17 protein-coding genes are annotated in these 16,119 nt (G+C 63.9%); 7 read left to right on the forward strand and 10 right to left on the reverse strand.

All coding sequences use genetic code 11. The annotated features are described in order from the left end of the window. Positions 1-60: 60 nt before the first annotated feature. The 8 genes from D8767_RS03840 to D8767_RS03875 all read right to left on the reverse strand — a co-directional run bounded on the left by D8767_RS03840 (position 61) and on the right by D8767_RS03875 (position 5,980). Positions 61-492: a DUF2946 domain-containing protein gene (locus D8767_RS03840; RefSeq protein ID WP_016712219.1), complete on the reverse strand. Its 432-nt coding sequence runs from the start codon at positions 490-492 to the stop codon at positions 61-63. Positions 493-514: 22 nt separating this feature from the next. Beyond that, positions 515-1,000, reverse strand: a complete 486-nt coding sequence (locus D8767_RS03845) for a copper chaperone PCu(A)C (RefSeq protein WP_016712218.1) — start codon at positions 998-1,000, stop codon at positions 515-517. A gap of 46 nt (positions 1,001-1,046) precedes the next feature. Further along, positions 1,047-1,436, reverse strand: a complete 390-nt coding sequence (locus D8767_RS03850) for a DUF2946 domain-containing protein (protein WP_016712217.1) — start codon at positions 1,434-1,436, stop codon at positions 1,047-1,049. Between the two features lie 121 nt (positions 1,437-1,557). Then, on the reverse strand, positions 1,558-2,412 hold the full coding sequence (locus D8767_RS03855; RefSeq protein ID WP_016712216.1) for an SPFH domain-containing protein: 855 nt from the start codon (positions 2,410-2,412) through the stop codon (positions 1,558-1,560). Positions 2,413-2,438: 26 nt separating this feature from the next. After that, positions 2,439-2,876: an NfeD family protein gene (locus tag D8767_RS03860; protein WP_016712215.1), complete on the reverse strand. Its 438-nt coding sequence runs from the start codon at positions 2,874-2,876 to the stop codon at positions 2,439-2,441. 89 nt (positions 2,877-2,965) lie between these two features. After that, entirely contained in the window at positions 2,966-3,685 is a 720-nt protein-coding gene (locus D8767_RS03865; RefSeq protein WP_016712214.1) for a cobalt-precorrin-6A reductase, read from the reverse strand. Then, the gene (locus tag D8767_RS03870) at positions 3,682-4,776 is read right to left on the reverse strand and encodes a cobalt-precorrin-5B (C(1))-methyltransferase (RefSeq protein ID WP_016712213.1); all 1,095 of its coding nucleotides are present in this window, start codon (positions 4,774-4,776) and stop codon (positions 3,682-3,684) included. Before D8767_RS03870 ends, D8767_RS03865 begins: the two co-directional genes overlap by 4 nt. Continuing rightward, the gene (locus tag D8767_RS03875) at positions 4,769-5,980 is read right to left on the reverse strand and encodes a bifunctional cobalt-precorrin-7 (C(5))-methyltransferase/cobalt-precorrin-6B (C(15))-methyltransferase (protein WP_016712212.1); all 1,212 of its coding nucleotides are present in this window, start codon (positions 5,978-5,980) and stop codon (positions 4,769-4,771) included. Before D8767_RS03875 ends, D8767_RS03870 begins: the two co-directional genes overlap by 8 nt. A 142-nt stretch (positions 5,981-6,122) precedes the next feature. Here D8767_RS03875 and cobG point away from each other — a divergent pair, with 142 nt between their 5' ends. From cobG to D8767_RS03910, 7 genes are all read left to right on the forward strand, one after another. After that, positions 6,123-7,454 (forward strand): precorrin-3B synthase, encoded by a 1,332-nt coding sequence (cobG, locus tag D8767_RS03880; RefSeq protein ID WP_016712211.1) that lies wholly within the window; start codon positions 6,123-6,125, stop codon positions 7,452-7,454. Further along, positions 7,447-8,073: a precorrin-8X methylmutase gene (locus tag D8767_RS03885; RefSeq protein WP_016489386.1), complete on the forward strand. Its 627-nt coding sequence runs from the start codon at positions 7,447-7,449 to the stop codon at positions 8,071-8,073. The genes cobG and D8767_RS03885 overlap by 8 nt, the downstream gene beginning before the upstream one ends. Further along, a complete protein-coding gene (locus D8767_RS03890) occupies positions 8,070-8,804 on the forward strand; it encodes a precorrin-2 C(20)-methyltransferase (RefSeq protein WP_016712210.1) in 735 nt (244 codons plus the stop codon). Before D8767_RS03885 ends, D8767_RS03890 begins: the two co-directional genes overlap by 4 nt. After that, on the forward strand, positions 8,792-10,489 hold the full coding sequence (cobJ, locus tag D8767_RS03895) for a precorrin-3B C(17)-methyltransferase (RefSeq protein ID WP_122048281.1): 1,698 nt from the start codon (positions 8,792-8,794) through the stop codon (positions 10,487-10,489). Before D8767_RS03890 ends, cobJ begins: the two co-directional genes overlap by 13 nt. A gap of 100 nt (positions 10,490-10,589) precedes the next feature. After that, a complete protein-coding gene (locus D8767_RS03900; protein WP_016712208.1) occupies positions 10,590-11,279 on the forward strand; it encodes a hypothetical protein in 690 nt (229 codons plus the stop codon). 62 nt (positions 11,280-11,341) lie between these two features. Continuing rightward, the gene (locus tag D8767_RS03905; protein WP_016712207.1) at positions 11,342-12,028 is read left to right on the forward strand and encodes a hypothetical protein; all 687 of its coding nucleotides are present in this window, start codon (positions 11,342-11,344) and stop codon (positions 12,026-12,028) included. Continuing rightward, positions 12,015-12,638 carry a hypothetical protein gene (locus D8767_RS03910; RefSeq protein WP_016712206.1) on the forward strand — a complete coding sequence of 208 codons (624 nt, stop codon included), beginning with the start codon at positions 12,015-12,017 and terminating at the stop codon, positions 12,636-12,638. Before D8767_RS03905 ends, D8767_RS03910 begins: the two co-directional genes overlap by 14 nt. Here the strand turns inward: D8767_RS03910 and D8767_RS03915 are convergent. Both D8767_RS03915 and D8767_RS03920 read right to left on the reverse strand, forming a co-directional pair. After that, positions 12,635-13,231: a MarC family protein gene (locus D8767_RS03915; protein ID WP_016712205.1), complete on the reverse strand. Its 597-nt coding sequence runs from the start codon at positions 13,229-13,231 to the stop codon at positions 12,635-12,637. The genes D8767_RS03910 and D8767_RS03915 overlap by 4 nt on opposite strands. Positions 13,232-13,268: 37 nt before the next feature. Further along, complete coding sequence (locus D8767_RS03920) at positions 13,269-16,040, reverse strand: hybrid sensor histidine kinase/response regulator (protein WP_016712204.1); 2,772 nt, start codon at positions 16,038-16,040, stop codon at positions 13,269-13,271. Between the last annotated feature and the right edge of the window lie 79 nt (positions 16,041-16,119).

Consider the following 16,119-nt stretch of genomic DNA (forward strand, 5'->3'; position numbering starts at 1 on the left):
TCCAGTCGATCAGTCATGAGTTAGCGCGAAGCCTCCTGGCTCCGTGCGCAAAATGTGGGTTCAGACGCTGATCGCGGAAGGTGGGGCGCGGCTGCGCGCACCGGGGAATACAGCCTGCCGGGCATGGCCCTGGTGCGTTGGCGCAAGCAGGTGGGGGGTGGGGACGACACTGCCGGCACTGAGCGGGCTGAGGGCCTGGGGCAGGGCCGGGCAGTTGAACAACAGGCTGCAGTAACCGCACTTTTCCCACATCACATGCAGCTGGCCATCGTTGCCGTGGCCGTGATGGGTGTCGCCGCCATGCTGATGGGCAGCCGTCATCGGCATGTCCATCGGCATGCTCATGCCGGCATGGTGGTCCATCGGCATCGACTGGGAAATCAGTGGGCCGATGAAGATCATCCACATGGCGAACAGGCTCAGCCATCCACCACCGGCGCGCCTGCGGTCAGGGCGGGTGGTACGGCTGATGCTGTTGCGCGGCAGGCTCATGGCGAGTGCCTGTCAGCAGGTGTCAGTGCGCGTGTTCGTGGGCTTGCGGCTGGTCCGCTGGCGCCTGCTTCTGCACGGCCACCTCAACAGTGATGTTGCCGGCCTTTTCGAAGTGCAGGGTCAACGGGAAGCGCTTGCCGTCGGTGAGCAGGCTGCGGTCCTTGGGCTGCATCAGCATCACGTGGTAGGCGCTGGGGGCGAAGGTCAGGTCCTTGCCGGCAGGTACCACTACGCTGGGCACCTGCTGCATCTTCATGGCGCCGCTGGCGCTCATGGCATGCTCGTGCAGTTGCGCGTCATCGCTGATGGGGCTGTTGACGCTGAGCAGGCGGTCATCGGTCTTGCCATAGTTGTGCACCACGAAATACGCCGCGACGTTCGGCGCGTTGGGTGGTAACTGCAGTGACCAGGGGTGGGCGATGTGCAGGTCGCCCACGCTGTATTCGTGGGCATTGGCAAAGGCGCCAGGCAGCAGCAGGGCGGCCATGACGAGGGCGTGCTTGAGCATGGTAAATCTCCGTTCTGTTCAGGTTCAGGCAGACAGCGTGATGAACTCAGGCCAGCGGAGAGGCACGGGGGTTGAGCGCAGGCCAAAGTTGGCGCGGCGAGGGTTGGTAGTCAGCCGGTGGCGACAATAGCCCGGCGAGCAGTGTCGGCGGGTTGTGCAACTGTGGCGGGTAGCCGGGCAGGGCCAGCAGCGGTGCGGCGCCCGAGCAGCACCAGCAGTTCATCATGCTGGCGCTTTCGTCGTTTTGCGTGCCGAGGTCGATCTTGGCCAGGGCCTGGACGTCGACTTTGGCCTTGTTGGCCATGCTGGAACAGAAAGCCCCCCACAGCAACTGCTCGGCCGGGCCCTTGGGCGCAGCAGAAGACAGCGGCATGGCCAGCAGGTTGAACAGCACTGCAAGGCAGGCTATCCATGCAATGTGCCGACGTGGGGGCATGGAGAGATCCGGTCAGGAATCGTGGTGGGTATTGTAAGGCGGAGTATAGGTAAAAATGGCGGGGTGCGGTGAAGTGACGCAGGTTGCCGGTTAATGGGGGCGCAAAGCGCCCCTGACAATCTCAAGCCTTGTTACGGCCCATCAACCCGCGCACGGTCTCCTGCAGGTCAGCCGGCAGCACCACCACCTTGGCATTGCTGCTGCCCGCCAGGTTCTCCATGGCCCCGACATAGCGCTCGCCCAGCAGGTACATGGCCGGTACGGTCTCGTTGCCCACCGCTTCCTTGACCAACGAAATCGCCCGCGCTGAAGCTTCGGCCAGGCTGATCTGCGCTTCGGCATCCAGCCTGGCGGCCTGCAGGCGTGCTTCCGCTTCAAGGATCGCCGCCTGCTTGGCCCCTTCGGCACGGGTTACATCGGCCTTGCGCTCACGCTCGGCTGCCGCCTGACGCTCCATGGCGAGCTGCATGTTCTCGGAGGGCTTGATGTCCTGGATTTCCACCGAGCGCACGGTCACGCCCCAGTCTTCGGTTTGCTCCGACATCGCATCGCGCAAACGTGCCTTGATCTGCTCGCGGCTGGACAAGGCTTCGTCCAGGTCCATGGCACCGACGATGGCACGCAGCGAGGTCATGGTCAGGCTGGTGACGGCGAACGAGAAGTTCTGCACGCCGTAGGAGGCCTTCTGCGGGTCGACCACCTTGGCGAAGCACAGCGCGTTGGCCACGATGACTGCGTTGTCCTTGGTGATGATTTCCTGTTGCTGCACATCGAGGATGATGTCTTTGGTCGGCAGGCGGTAGGCGACCACATCCATGTACGGGATGAGGATGTTCAGGCCGGGCTTGAGCGTGCTGTGGTAGCGGCCCAGGCGCTCGACGATCCATTCCTCGCCCTGGGGCACGATACGCACCCCCTTGAACACGGTGATCAGGACGAACAGGGCGATGGCCGCGACGACGATAAGGCTGGTCATGATGCGAAATTCCTTTTAGTGCAGGTTCAGGCCCGAATGACGCGGGCGGTGTTCCCCTCGATGGCGGTAAGGCGCACCCGTTCGCCAGCAGGGATCTCGCTGTCGGCGATGCAGGTCCATTCTTCGTTACCCAGAATCGGCTTCTGGAAGCGCACGCGGCCTTTCTGGAACTCTGAAACGCCAGCGGTCAGCAAGCCCACTTCACCGATCACGCTGTCGGCGGTCCAGCGCACATCCGGCTGCTTGCGCCGGAACAGCTTGAACCAACACGCGGTGGTGACCGACGACAGCAACACCCACAGCAATACCTGCATGTCCAGTTGCAGACTGGGGGCGGCCAGCGAGGTGAGCGAGACCAGCACGGCACCGATGCCGAACCAGAGGATGAAGAACGTCGGCAGGACCAGTTCGAGCAGGATCAGCGCGATGCCGAAGACCAGCCAGATCCACCATTGCATTTCCATATGGGTGAAACCTTCCGGGGTGGGGGAATTGAGTTTAAGGCAGTAGGGCGGTAACGGGCCACTTGGCAGGCTGGAAGAAAAATCTGAAATCAGTGTAGGAGCGCTGTTGCCAGATCAGTCAGTGAGCCGAATTGTCGGTCAACTTCCGGCAGCACCGGGCGCTTCAGGATCAGTACCGGCACATCCAACTCCCGCGCCACTTCGAGCTTCGGTTCGGTCGCCACACTGCCGCTGTTCTTGCTGATCAGCACATCGATCCTGCGGCGCCGGAACAACGCCCGTTCATCCTCGATATGGAATGGCCCGCGGGCACCAATCACTTCGCAACGCTCGTTGCCAGGGCATGCCTCCAACGCCCGCAAGGTCCAGAACTGTTCCGGCGGTATTTCGTCCAGATGTTGCAGCGGCTCTCGCCCCAGCGTGAACAGCGGCCTGCGAAACGGCTTGAGCGCCTCGATCAACGCCGCCCAGTCCTCGACCTCGCGCCAGTCGTCCCCCGCTTGCGCCTGCCAGGCCGGGCGTCGCAAGGCCCAGCACGGGATGCCGGCAATACGCGCAGCACTGGCGGCGTTGCGGCTGATCTGCGCGGCGTAAGGGTGGGTGGCATCGATCAACAGCGTGATACCGGCCTCGCGCAGGTAGCTGGCCAGGCCTTCAGCGCCGCCAAAGCCACCGACCCGCACCTGGCATTGCAGGTCCTGCGGCACGCGGCCGATACCCGCCAGGCTGTAAACGTGCTGCGGGCCGAGGCGACGGGCGATGGCCAGGGCCTCGGTGACGCCGCCCAACAGCAGAATGCGCGCAGTCATTGCACGCCCGCCCGGCCAACGATGCCGCCTTGGCGGTCGATGGCGAACACTTCCACTTGCACCTGTGCCGGCACCACGCTGCGGGCGAAGGCCAGGGCGTGGGCACACACGGCATCACCGAGGGCAACGCCGGCCGCATGAGCCAGAGCGAGTGCTTGCTGGCTGGTGTTGGCGCCGATGATGGCGGCCTGCAACGCTTCGTCAGCGCCAATGTCTGCAGCCCAGCCAGCCAGTTGCGGCAGGTCGATGCTGGAATGGCGGCTGTGCAGGTCCATGTGCCCGGCCGCCAGTTTGCTGATCTTGCCGAAGCCACCGCACAGGCTCAGGCGTGGTACCGGCACCTTGCGCAGGTGCTTGAGCACTGCGCCGACGAAATCACCCATTTCGATCAGGGCGATTTCTGGCAGGCCGTAGACGCGGCGCATGGTGTCTTCGCTGGCGTTGCCGGTGCAGGCGGCGATATGCGTGTAGCCGTTGGTGTGGGCCACGTCGATGCCTTGATGAATCGAGGCGATATAGGCTGCACAGGAAAACGGCCGCACGATGCCGCTGGTGCCGAGGATCGACAGCCCGCCCAGTATGCCCAGGCGCGGGTTCATGGTCTTCAGGGCCAGTTGCTCACCGCCCTGCACATTGACCGTGACCTCGAAACCGCCGGGATAGCCACACTCATCGGCCAGGCGCTGCAGGTGTTCAGTGATCATGCGCCGAGGTACCGGGTTGATGGCCGGTTCGCCAACCGCAAGCACCAGCCCCGGCCGGGTCACGGTGCCGACGCCGATCCCCGCGACAAAGCGGATGCCCGTCTCGGCCAACAGACGCACCTGGCTGTAGAGCAAGGCGCCGTGTGTCACATCCGGGTCGTCGCCCGCATCCTTGAGGGTGCCGGCTTCGGCGCCTTCGCCGATCAGGCGGCAGAACTCCAGGCGCATCTGCACCACCTTGCCCTTGGGCAGGGTGATATCCACTGCATCGTCTTGCTGGCCGGTGAGCAGCAGCTTGGCCGCTGCCAGGCTGGTGGCGGTAGCGCAGCTGCCGGTGGTCAGGCCGCTGCGCAGGGGCGCCGGCTGTTCGCGGGTTTCTTCACGCATCGGCGGGCTTCATCACTTCCAGCAGGGTGATCGGCAGCGCCTGGCGCCAGGTATCGAACGTGCCCAAGGGTTGGGCATGGGCGACATGCAGGCGGGTCAGTTCACCCCCGTGCTGTTCGCGAAAGTGCGCCAGGGCCAGTTCGCTTTGCAAGGTCACTGCGTTGGCCACCAGCCGGCCGCCGGGGCGCAGGTTCGCCCAGCAAAAGTCCAGCACGCCTTCACGGGTGACGCCGCCGCCGATGAAGATGGCATCGGGCTGTTCCAGGCCTTGCAGTGCCATTGGCGCCTTGCCGCGAACCAGTTGCAGGCCAGGTACACCCAGCGCATCGCGGTTATGTTCGATGAAGCCCTGGCGGCCTTCGTCGGCCTCGATGGCCAGTGCGCGGCAGGCCGGGTGGGCACGCATCCATTCGATGCCGATCGAGCCGCAGCCGGCGCCCACGTCCCACAGCAGTTCGCCGGGCTGGGGCGCCAGGCGCGCCAGTGTGATAGCGCGGACATCGCGCTTGGTCAGCTGGCCGTCGTGCCGGAAGGCACTGTCCGGCAGCCCGGCCAGGCGATGCAGGCGTGGCGCTTCGGGTGAGGCCAGGCATTCGATGGCCACCAGGTTGAGCGCTGCGGTTTCGGCGTGCGGCCAGTTTTGGGCGGTGCCCTCCAATGCGCGTTCATCCTGGCCACCCAGGTGTTCGAAAACCCGCAGGCGGCTTGGCCCGAAGCCACGTTCGCGAAGCAATGCTGCAACGGCCGCCGGGCTGTCGCCATCGTTGCTCAGCACCAGCAAGCGCACACCGCTGTGCAGGTGGGCATTGAGCGCCGCCAAGGGGCGGGCGACCAGCGACACCACTTGCACGTCCTGCAGCGGCCAGCCCAGGCGCGCAGCGGCCAGGGCGCAAGAGGAGGGCATCGACAGCACGCGCATTTCATCGGCAGGCACCTGGCGCGCCAGGCTGGCGCCGACGCCGTAGAACATCGGGTCACCGCTGGCCAGCACGCACACTGGCTCGCCGCGCAAGGCCAGCACCGGGGCCAGCGAGAACGGGCTTGGCCAGCCCAGCCGTTCGCCGGGCACGCAGCGTGGCAGCAAGGCCAGCTGGCGCGGGCTGCCGAAGATCCGCGCAGCACCCAGCAGCGCGCGCCGGGCCTGTTTGCCCAGGCCACTGAAGCCGTCTTCGCCGATGCCTACTACTGTCAGCCAGGGTGCCATGTATACCTCTTCAAGATTTTGGGGCCGCTGCGCACCCAAAAATCTGCTCAAACTCGAATGATGCTCGACCACCGGCTTTTCATGCCGCCGGACAAAGCAGGCATAATACCGCGCCTTCTACACTCAAGCGCATTTTCACAGATTGCCGGACGCCCCTTTGACGCAGGCCCATGCTCCCAACGTTTCGCCCCGCCCCTCGGCCTGCCCGGGGTTGTGGCGCATCGTCAGTGCCCGTGACGGCGGCATCTGCCGCATCAAGCTGCCGGGCGGCCTGCTGCTGGCCAGCCAGGCCGAAGCGGTGGCGGTGGCGGCCGAGCGCTTCGCCGGCGGTGTGATTGAGGCCACCAACCGTGGCAACCTGCAGATTCGTGGCATCGGTAGCGAGCACCGTGCGCTGATCGACACGTTGCTCGTTGCCGGCCTGGGCCCGCGCGAAGCGGCCGGTGATGATGTGCGCAACCTGATGCTAAGCCCGCTGGCCGGGCATGACCCAGCCATGCTGCTGGATGCGCGGCCGTTGGCCGAGCAGATCCTCCTTATGCTGGAAATTACCCCGCGCTTCCATCAACTGTCGGCCAAGTTCGCCGTGCAGCTGGATGCCGGCGAACGCCTGGCCATGCTCGAACACCCTCACGACCTGTGGCTGTCGGCCCTGCGCCTGGAGCAGCAGACCTGGCTGGCGTTCGGCCTGGCGGGTTGCCCGGCAGATGGCCAGGCGCTCGGTGCGGTGCCGCTGGAGCAAGGCCTGGCGCTGGTGCGTGCCGTGCTGGAACGCTTTCTCGACCTGGCAACCCCTGCGCAGGCGCGCATGCGCCAGTTGCTTGAGGTATACCCGGCAAGCGATTTCGTCGATGGGCTCGGGCTGGACATCTGCCGCGACGACGCCGTGCTCACATGGCGACGCGAACCACACCGTGCTTCTTGGCTGGGGGTGCTACCCCAGGTTCAAGGCCTTGCCCTTGGCGTTGCCCCACCCCAAGGCCGCCTGACCCCAGCCATGTTGCGCGGTGCTGCATGTATTGCCCGTGAATGGGGCGATGGCAGCCTGCGCTTTAGCCCCTGGCAAAGCCTGGTGCTGACCAATCTGCAAGAACGACACATCGATCAGGCCCAGGCCGAACTGTCTGCGCTGGGCTTGCTGTGCCACGACCATGAACCCTTGGCACGTATCAGCGCCTGCACCGGCGCCAGCGGCTGCGCCAAGGCCCTTGGCGAGACCAAGGCCGACGCCGTTGCCTTGGCCGCGCTGCTGGGCCCAGGTGTACCCGCCAGCGTGCACCTGTCCGGTTGCCCCCGTTCCTGCGCCGTGGCTCATGTAGCCCCGGCCACTTTGCTGGCCCGTTCACCGGGCCGTTATGACCTGTACCTGCGTGATGCGCGCCATCCGGGCTTCGGAGCCCTGCGCGCCACCGACCTTACCTTGAATGAAGCAGGCGCCATGCTCGACCTGCCGACGGAGCACCTTGATGATTGACTACATCCGCGATGGTCAGGAGATCTATCGCAATTCCTTCCGTATCATCCGTGAGGAAGCCCGGCTCGAGCGGATTCCCGCAGACCTCGAAAAGCTCGCCGTGCGCGTGATCCACGCCTGCGGCATGGTCGATGCCATCGACGGCCTGCAGTTCTCCGAAGGTGCCGGCCGGGCCGGGCGCGAAGCGCTGCTTAACGGCGCGCCGATCTTGTGCGATGCGCACATGGTGGCTGAAGGCATTACCCGGGCACGCCTGCCCGCAGACAACAAGGTTATCTGCACCCTGCGCGACCCGAGCGTGCCAGGCCTGGCGAAGGATGCTGGCAATACCCGCTCCGCCGTAGCCCTCGAGCTGTGGCGCCCATACCTGGAAGGCAGCGTAGTGGTGATCGGCAACGCGCCTACCGCGCTGTTCTACCTGCTGGAGATGATTGACGCGGGCGCTCCCAAGCCGGCACTGATCCTTGGCTTCCCGGTCGGTTTCGTCGGCGCCGCCGAGTCCAAGGCCATGCTCGCCGCCGACAGCCGTGGCGTGCCGTTCGTGATCATGCAGGGCCGCCTGGGCGGCAGCGCGATGGCCGCCGCTGCGGTCAACGCCCTGGCCACGGAGGTGGAATGATGGCGCCGCGTGGACGACTGCTGGGCCTGGGCGTGGGCCCTGGCGACCCTGAACTGATCACACTCAAGGCCCTGCGCCTGTTGCGCGAAGCGCCTGTGGTCGGCTACTTCGTGGCCAAGGGCAAGCGTGGCAACGCCTTCGGTATCATCGAGGCACATCTGCAGCCCGAGCAGACCCTGCTGCCACTGGTCTACCCGGTTACCACCGAAGCCCTGCCAGCGCCGCTGTCCTATGAACAGGTAATCAGCGACTTCTACGACGAAGCCAGCGTGCAGGTGGCCGAGCACCTGGATGCCGGCCGCGACGTGGCGGTGATCTGCGAAGGCGACCCGTTCTTCTACGGCTCCTACATGTACCTGCACGATCGCCTGGCGCAGCGGTATGAGGCCGAAGTGATCCCGGGCGTCTGCTCGATGCTCGGTGGTGCTTCGGTGCTGGGCGCGCCGTTGGTCTACCGCAACCAGAGCCTGTCGGTGTTGTCGGGTGTATTGCCGGCCGAAGAGCTCAAGCGCCGCCTGGCCGACGCCGATGCTGCGGTGATCATGAAGCTTGGCCGCAACTTCCCCAAGGTACGCGAGGTGCTGGCCGAACTGGGCCTGGACGGGCGTGCGCTGTATGTGGAGCGGGCCACCATGGCCAACCAGAAGATCGTGCCGCTGGACCAGGTCGACCCGCAGTCGTCGCCGTACTTCTCGCTGATCATTGTGCCGGGTGAAAAATGGCAGGGTTGAACATGCACAAGGCACCCGCCATTGTCATCCTTGGCCCAGGCAGCCTGGCCACCGCGCAGCGAATCCAGAAGCGTTACCCGCAGGCGTCGATCCATGGCCTGGAAGGCCGGGTCGAAGGTGTCGACCTTCATTACACCGCGTTCGGCGACACCCTGCGCCGGCTGTACCAGCAGGACACGCCGATCATCGCCCTGTGCGCTGCAGGTATCGTCATCCGTAGCCTGGCCAGCCTGCTCAGCGAGAAGGGCGTCGAGCCGCCGGTGCTGGCCGTGGCCGAAGATGGCAGCGCGGTAGTGCCGTTACTCGGTGGCCTGAGCGGCGTGAACGTGATGGCGCGTGAACTGGCTGAAGCACTGGGGGTTGCCGCTGCCATTACCACCAGTGGCGAGCTGCGTTTTGGTACCTGCTTGCTGAACCCGCCACAGGGCTATGCCCTGGCGGATATCGAGCAAGGCAAGCGCTTTGTCTCCGACCTGCTGGCCGGCGACTCGGTGCGCATCGAAGGTGATGCCCCCTGGCTGCAGCAGACGCAGTTACCCGCCAGCGAGGCGGCTAGGCGCACCATTCATGTGGGGCATCAGGCGCGCCCGGCCAACCGCGACGAACTGCTGATTCACCCGCGTTCGGTGGTTGTGGCTGTTGCAGGCGGTAACCTGCACGGTATTCGTGCCGCACTGCAGCAGGCCGGCATCGCCGAGCCATCGGTAGCCTGTCTGCTGGCGGACGAGCAGGCCATGGCCGACAGCGGCTTGCATGAGGCCGCGCAGGCGTTGGGTGTGGCCTTGCGCTTCGCTGCCAATCCAGACGGGGTAGCCAGCATGCTTGCGGCGGCGTTGCCCGATGCCCGGCTGACCGAGCTTGAGGGGGCGGCCATTGCTGTGGCGCCTGCCCCGGTCGAGGTGGCGCAGGTTGGCCGCCGTCGTGGTCGTCTGGCCGTTATCGGCCTGGGGCCGGGCGCTGCCGAACTGATGGTGCCGGCGGTGAAGGCAGAGCTGGCGCGTGCCGAAGACGTACTTGGCTATGAAACCTATGTGCGCATGGCCGGGCCGTTCCGTGACGACCAGGTGCTGCACTGCACCGACAACCGTGAAGAGATGCAGCGCGCCCGGCATGCCTTCGAGCTGGCGGCCCAGGGCCGTTCGGTGGTGGTGGTGTCGTCGGGTGATCCGGGCGTGTTCGCCATGGCTGCTGCTGTGCTTGAAGCGTTGCATGAGTCCAGTGACCCGGCGTGGCACCGCGTCGACCTCGAGATACTGCCTGGCGTATCAGCCTCGCTCGCGACGGCCGCCCAGGCAGGTGCACCACTGGGGCATGACTTCTGCGTGATGTCGCTCTCGGACAATCTGAAGCCCTGGTCCATCATCGAGAAGCGGCTGGATCTGGCGGCCCAGGCTGACCTGGTAATGGCCTTCTACAACCCGATTTCCAAGTCCCGACCGCACCAGCTTGGGGTGGCGCTGGAGGTTGTGCGCCGGCATCGCGATGGCAACACCCCTGTAGTCCTTGGCCGTGACATCGGTAGGCCGGGGCAGACGCTGAAGGTAGTCACATTGGCCGAGTTGCTGCCAGAAATGGTCGACATGCGCACCATGGTTCTGGTCGGCTCGTCCACGACCTGCCAATTCCCAAGCGCCGATGGCAAGCAGTGGGTGTATACCCCGCGCTGGTACCCGGCAGACGAGTGAGGTACCGAGGGAACCGGTTCATGCCTGCTCCCTCGTCGTTTTCGGCATAGGGTGAATGCCCCTCGATGATTCCCGTCGAGGGCATTCAAGGACCCTTTCCATGACCGATACCAAAGCATCCAGTGGCGATAGCATTGCTGTTGTCGAACAATCCCTTCTGGCGCTGAGCGCAGGCATGTCGGCGCAAAGCCGGCGCGATGCCAAGACCACCTTCCAGTTCGCTTCTCGCGTGGCGTCCAAACTGCATGACCGCGACGGAGAGTCCGAAGCCTGGTTCAACAAGTTTCTGGAAGTCATGCGCACTCTGGGCTGGGTGGCGGGCCGGCGTTCTTACGAGCGCGACTATGACAAGAGCAAATCGCTGACCCTGGGCCCGATCGCGTTCAAGGTCGCCAGTGCCGCAGGTAAAGCCTTGCTCGGCGGGCCAGTAGGCGAGGCCATGGCCAAGTTGGCCGGTGATGCCATCACTGCGTTCGGCAACATCGAAGAAGCGCAGAAGGTTTACAAACAGAACGTCAAAGGCAACCCGGTCTCGACCACAGGGTTGGGAACGTGCATTGAAACGCCTGAGGGCGAACTGTTCATGCTGGTGAACGCATTCAGTGCTTCGCCAAGTGAAAACGACCTGAATACCACGGTGTTCGAATGGAAGAGTTCGAGCAAAGACCGCTACTGCGGTTCGGCAGTACTTGCCCTGAATGAAGTGGTGTACACCGACCAGGTGCGCGCAACCATCGAGCAGAAACTCGCTGACAAGGCCGTCAAGGCCGCCGACGAATACGAGATTTGAGAGCAAACGGGGCCTGCGGGCCCCGTTCTTCATTCTGCACGTTTGAAATTCGAGGTATTGCAATGAGTAAGGAAGGCTACTCCTTGTGGCTCGTTGGTGGCACCGCGCTGCTGGTCGCGGACGCGGCGCAGCCCTTGAGGCAGTATGCGCTGGACTCGATTCTGTTTGCCCAGCTGCGCTCGGACAAATTGAACGGCTCACGGTTTACCCACTACGGGCGCTGGTACAGCGGGTACCGCACGGCACTGGAGGAGCGAGGCTGGGTGGTCGTGCGCAGCCGCAGTGATCACCAGCAGGCGCAGGCTGGGCAATCACTGGTGCCGGTTCAGCGGCTCAGCGACGATTTGCAGGCCCGTCATCCCAGCCTGGCGGGTCATTTGCGGGCTGCCCTTACCCTGCTCTCGCAGGTGGTGGTGCAGAAGCACCTGCAACCCTTCACGCTGGCGGAGCAGGACAAGACCACACACTACGCCTACGAGCTGGGCGTGATGCTGCCTGATGCGTCTCTGGATATGTGTGGGTTGGCGTTCAAGAGTGCCTTGCCTGCATCACAGATTCGTCCCGATACCCGTTTGCAGCCTATACCTGCCGAGGGGATAGACCTGCGGGCCAGTGCCGGAACATTGAGCGAATACCTGACTGTCGCTCATCGCCAAGGCCTGCACGATCTGCTTGAGCGAACACAGCATGTTGGAAAAATCATTGATCTAGGCGTGTTGAAGCCGGAGGGTGGCGATGCAACAGCATGAAGCCGTAGTCGTAGGCGCAAGCCTGGTTTCGTTCATTTCCGGCGTCAGCCTTGAGCAGCGTCAGGCCGTGAAGCTTGCTTCGTTATGGGCCGAGGCCGTGACGTTGCAAGACATGGCCAAAGCAACGCAGCAGGAACAATACGATTACTACCGCAAGAAGTTGATGTACCTGGGGTGGGACGCGAAGTCTGCTGAAGAAGTCCATTGGCCGGACCCGCAACGGCCCAGAATTGTCGATCAGGCGTTGAGCAAGATCGACGCCGTCGCAGGGGCTCAGCATTCCAGCAGCATGGCGCTGGCGTTCGAGGCACTAAAGAGAAACGGCAAACCCTTGCTGCATTTCGAGTCTCGCAGCAGGGACCGAGCGCAGTTTCAACTGTTGTCCTGTGCGCCAGTCAGTGGCAACTACGTGGATATTGTGGTGTACCACGAGGCTGGCAACACGGCGGTATTCACCAATGGCTTTCTGTTTCGCGAGCGCCGCAACATGCAGGTGGCCGCAGAGCTGGTGCGTTTCAATACACGCCTGTTCAATCAGGAACGTCGCAGCGGTGTCGAGCGGGCACTGGTGAAGATTGCCTTGAAGGAAATCCATGAAATGGAGGTTTAGGGCATCAGGTATCCCTTGATACCGGTAAAGATGATCTGCGCTGCCAATGCGCAGACAAACAGGCCCATCAAGCGGCTGACGATCTGCAGGCCCTGCTCGCCAAGAATGCGTTCGATACCGTGTGACAGGTACAGCACCAGGCCCACGGTGAAGCTGGCCAGGGCAATGCTGATGATGGCCAGCAACTTGTCATCCCAGTGCGGCTGGCCGACGCCCATCACCAGCAGGGCACCAATGGTACCGGGGCCGACGGTCAGTGGGATGGTCAGCGGTACGATGGTCACATCTTGCTGCACGTTATCGGCCTGCACGGCCGGTTTGCCTTGGGCCATGCCCAGGGCCGAGATGAACAGCACGCTGCCGGCTCCGATGCGGAAGGCGTCGGCGGTGATGCCAAAAATACCGAAAATCACCCGCCCGAACAGGTACAGCAGCACGCTGGCGACCAGCGCTGCGAAGGCCACCTTCCAGGCCAGTTGCTTACGCTCCTTGCTGGAGTGGCCGCGGGTCAGGCTGATGAAGCACGACAGCACGAAGAACGGGCTGTAGAGCACGAGCATTTTCAGGTAGACGCTGAACAACTCATGGAGCATGGGGCGTAGTCCTCAGCAATGCGGATGCTTGTGTCAGCTAGGAAGTATGCGCTGGATCTACCTGGGTTTTCCGCTGGTTGGCCCAGTACTGGATCAGCTCGCGCAACTGTGACAATTCCACCGGCTTGGCCATGTGCCCGTCCATGCCCGCCAGCCGTGCGCGCTCCTTGTGTTCGGCCAGAATGTGCGCCGTCAGCGCCACCACTGGTGTGCGCTGGCGCTGGTTGGCTGCTTCCCAGGCACGCAGCTGCTGGGTGGCCGAGAAGCCGTCCAGTATCGGCATTTCGCAGTCCATCAACACCAGGTCATAGCGATGCGCTTTCATCGCCTGCAGGGCTTCTTCGCCATTGCAGGCCGTGTCGGGCTCGAGGTTGAGCTTGCCGAGCATGCCGCGGATGACCTTGGTCGAAATGCTGTTGTCCTCGGCGACCAGCACGCGGAAGTTGCCAGGCAGGTCCAGCGCCTGCGGTATGCCTGGGAGGCTTGCAGGCACCGCCTGCTCGCGGCCGCGCTGTGCCAGCTCTTCGGCCAGGGTGGTTTTCAGCGTGTAGCCGGCCACCGGCTTGGCCAGTATCCGCTTGACCCCGGCGTTACGCGCAATGACCTTGCTCGGCGCATTGCTGATGCCGGTGAGCATCACCACCAGGATGTCGTGGTTCAGGCTCGGGTCTTCCTTGATTTTGGCGGCCAGCTGCATACCGGTCATGCCGGGCATGTTCTGGTCCAGCAGCACGGCGTCGAAGTAGTCCCGCAGGTGCGCCTTGGTACGCAGCAGCGCCAGGGCCTCCTTGCCCGATGGCACCGCGCTGACGTTCATGCCCCAGGCGCTGCACTGCTGTACCAACACCTTGCGGCAGGTGTCGTTGTCGTCCACCACCAGCACACGGGCATCGCGCAGCGGCCCTTCGAGGTCGGCCGGTGGTTGCTCCAGGCGTGAAGGGTCCAGCGGCAAGGTCAGCCACAGGGTGTTGCCCATACCGGTGCTGCTCTTGATGCCGAACTCGCCCTGCATCAGGCCGATCAGCTGCTTGGCAATGACCAGGCCAAGGTGGCCGCCCAGCTTATTGCTGGACAGGAAGTGGTGGCTGTGCAACTCGGCCTGCAGCAAGGCTTCGCGGTCGGCGGCGGGCAGCGGTTCGCCGCTGTCCTGCACGGCAATACGCAGGCGTGGCACCTCGCCGCGCTGGTCCAGCGCCACCACCAGCAGGATCTCGCCCTGGTCGGTATTTTTCAGTGCATTCTCCAGCAAGCTCGACAGGGCCTGGCGCAGTCGTGTCGGGTCGCCGCTGATCACGCGCGGCACCTGTGGCTGGGTGAAGCTGATCAGCTCGATGTTTTGTTGCTCGGCCTTAGCGCGGAAGATGTTCAGGCAATCCTCGATCAGCGCGTTAAGGTCGAATTGCACATCATCCAGTTCGATCTGCCGGGATTCCAGCTTGGAAATGTCGAGAATTTCGTTGATCAGCGTGAGCAGCTCGTTACCGGCGCTGTGGATGGTCTGCACATAGTCGCGTTGCTTGACTGACAGCGGCGTACCCAGCAGCAGCTCGGTCATGCCCAGCACACCATTCATGGGGGTACGGATTTCGTGGCTGATCTTGGCCAGGAACTCGGCCTTGGCATTGATTTCGGCATCGCTGGCGGCCAGTGCACGGCTAGCACTGAATCGCTCCTCGCTCATGCGGCGCAGGCGTTCGCTGACGGCCAGGTTCAGCAGCAGGCCGCTGACCACGGTCAGGCCCAACAGGATGCACAGCAACCAGGGCGTCGAGGTGCGGGTCAGGCCCAGCAAGGCCGGCAGCAGTACCAGGCCACCCAGGTTGAACACCACCATGGCCAGGCTGAACAGGCGCCCGGGTGCATAGCCACGGTACCAGTGGTAGCTGCTGACCAGCAGCATGCTCACGCTGCCCAAGGCCAGCAGGGCGTAGGTCATCAGGTTGAGGGGCAGGGTGTCGACGAACAAGAGCACCAGGCCGCTGACCCCGACCACCAGCATCTCACCTTGCAGCAGGCGGTTAAGCCGTGGCGAATTGCACGGCGTGAAGAAATGTTGGGTGAAATACAGCCCGGCCAGGCCTGCCAGCACCAGTGTCAAGTAGGCGGCGGGTGTTTGCGCGTTGTGCCACACATGCCACCAAGGGCCGCTGAGGTTCAGCAGGATCAGGCCGCTGAGCAGCATCAGGCCGTGGTACAGCGCCAGGATCAGGGTGGTGGTGGAACGGCTGTAGAGGAAGCGGATCAGGTTGTGCATGATCAGCATCACCAGGCCACCGAACAGCATGCCGAACAGCAGGGGCTGGCTTTGGTCTGAAGCCGCTACGGCTGCCGGTTCCAGGCTGATGGCCGGGCGTAGCTGGTGTTCGGAAACCAGGCGCAGGTAGATGTCCAGCGGTTGTTTGCTGTTGGGCAGGGGTAATATATGGTCGCTGCCACGCAGGGTGGGGCTGGCGTTGCCGGCCAGGCGCCCGTGGTGCAGCTGACGCAGAAGCTGGTTGCCATCGAGGGCATAGAGGTCCAGGCCAGAAAGGTCTGGGGCAAATACCCGCAGCAGTTGTTCCTGGTCGCCGGGTTGCAGGCGGTAGTGCAGCCACAAGGCCTGTTCCGCAGGCGCTGCATCCAGCTCGGCAAGAATCAGAGGGCTGAACTGGTTGCGGTAGCGCTCGGAGCGCACATCGCTCAGTTGCAGGTTGGCCTGTTCGTCGAGCAGAACGGTCCAGCCTCCGTCATGTTCGGCAGCTGCCGGGAACATGCAGAGCAAGGTCAGCAAGCTGACGATCAGAGCTGAGGCAATCCGAAGCCGACGCACTACGAAATCCCTTCTTGGTCGATGTGCCGGGTACTCACTATGCGCGGCGCGCCAAGTCGAAGGCAAGGCCCGTGGCGGG

This window comes from Pseudomonas sp. LTGT-11-2Z, from assembly GCF_003691445.1.
GTDB lineage: Bacteria > Pseudomonadota > Gammaproteobacteria > Pseudomonadales > Pseudomonadaceae > Aquipseudomonas > Aquipseudomonas monteilii.

Bases quoted from the DNA above. Each gene is read 5' to 3' on its own strand.
- D8767_RS03840 (WP_016712219.1), bottom strand. From the start codon at position 492: ATGAGCCTGCCGCGCAACAGCATCAGCCGTACCACCCGCCCTGACCGC.
- D8767_RS03910 (WP_016712206.1), top strand. From the start codon at position 12,015: ATGCAACAGCATGAAGCCGTAGTCGTAGGCGCAAGCCTGGTTTCGTTC.
- cobJ (WP_122048281.1), top strand. From the start codon at position 8,792: ATGGCAGGGTTGAACATGCACAAGGCACCCGCCATTGTCATCCTTGGC.
- D8767_RS03845 (WP_016712218.1), bottom strand. From the start codon at position 1,000: ATGCTCAAGCACGCCCTCGTCATGGCCGCCCTGCTGCTGCCTGGCGCC.
- D8767_RS03860 (WP_016712215.1), bottom strand. From the start codon at position 2,876: ATGGAAATGCAATGGTGGATCTGGCTGGTCTTCGGCATCGCGCTGATC.
- D8767_RS03915 (WP_016712205.1), bottom strand. From the start codon at position 13,231: ATGCTCCATGAGTTGTTCAGCGTCTACCTGAAAATGCTCGTGCTCTAC.
- D8767_RS03900 (WP_016712208.1), top strand. From the start codon at position 10,590: ATGACCGATACCAAAGCATCCAGTGGCGATAGCATTGCTGTTGTCGAA.
- D8767_RS03885 (WP_016489386.1), top strand. From the start codon at position 7,447: ATGATTGACTACATCCGCGATGGTCAGGAGATCTATCGCAATTCCTTC.
- D8767_RS03855 (WP_016712216.1), bottom strand. From the start codon at position 2,412: ATGACCAGCCTTATCGTCGTCGCGGCCATCGCCCTGTTCGTCCTGATC.
- D8767_RS03875 (WP_016712212.1), bottom strand. From the start codon at position 5,980: ATGGCACCCTGGCTGACAGTAGTAGGCATCGGCGAAGACGGCTTCAGT.
- D8767_RS03870 (WP_016712213.1), bottom strand. From the start codon at position 4,776: ATGCGTGAAGAAACCCGCGAACAGCCGGCGCCCCTGCGCAGCGGCCTG.
- D8767_RS03905 (WP_016712207.1), top strand. From the start codon at position 11,342: ATGAGTAAGGAAGGCTACTCCTTGTGGCTCGTTGGTGGCACCGCGCTG.
- D8767_RS03850 (WP_016712217.1), bottom strand. From the start codon at position 1,436: ATGCCCCCACGTCGGCACATTGCATGGATAGCCTGCCTTGCAGTGCTG.
- D8767_RS03890 (WP_016712210.1), top strand. From the start codon at position 8,070: ATGATGGCGCCGCGTGGACGACTGCTGGGCCTGGGCGTGGGCCCTGGC.
- D8767_RS03865 (WP_016712214.1), bottom strand. From the start codon at position 3,685: ATGACTGCGCGCATTCTGCTGTTGGGCGGCGTCACCGAGGCCCTGGCC.